The 592-nt window shown below is 63.0% G+C and carries 1 protein-coding gene; it reads left to right on the top strand.

Annotated elements, in window-relative coordinates:
- Positions 1-170: 170 nt before the first annotated feature.
- Positions 171-494, top strand: coding sequence for a hypothetical protein (locus A9X01_RS09565; RefSeq protein ID WP_065120539.1), 324 nt, complete (start codon positions 171-173; stop codon positions 492-494).
- Positions 495-592: the final 98 nt, after the last annotated feature.

Genomic DNA, 592 nt, shown 5'->3' with positions numbered 1-592 from the left:
GCGCCTGCCACCACGTCCTCACATCCAACCCGCCGAACGCCCACCTCCTCCACGGTCTCCCCGGAGCATGTGCGTCGTTGCCCGGCTTGTAGCGACATTGTCGGTGTGCACGATCCACAGCCGAATTGTGGTGACTGGCGGGATGTGGACGCGAATGCGACGTTCAACGCATGAGCGTGCTGCTACGAGGAACCGAGCTTCGCTATGTGCTTACCTACCAGTTGGTGTTGCACGGGCCCGCGACTATTCCGGAACTCATCGCCGCCCTCAAGTGGCATGGCTTCACCGTCAACGGTCGGGCCTCGAAGGCCATTTCTGATGCGCTGCGTTGGGAGATGGGAAGGGGCCGGGTTGACCGCATCAGGCGTGGCAAGTATGCAGCGTTGGAGTTTCCCCGCGGCACTGAACACCGAATGCACCAGCGAGTTCTGGCATTGCGTGCGAAGTCGAGGGCTGCGAGTGGACGCGAAGATCCGCTGCAATGGTTCGACTGATTGTCGCTCCAAGCCGGGCAGCGACGCACATGCTCCGGGGAGACCGTGGAGGAGGTGGGCGTTCGGCGGGTTGGATGTGAGGACGTGGTGGCAGGCGC

Origin of the sequence: Mycobacterium asiaticum (assembly GCF_001668675.1) — a bacterium.
In the GTDB taxonomy this organism is placed as follows: domain Bacteria; phylum Actinomycetota; class Actinomycetes; order Mycobacteriales; family Mycobacteriaceae; genus Mycobacterium; species Mycobacterium asiaticum_D.
The sequence above is the reverse complement of the archived record's forward strand: the minus strand, read 5'-3'. Positions and strand labels throughout refer to the sequence as shown.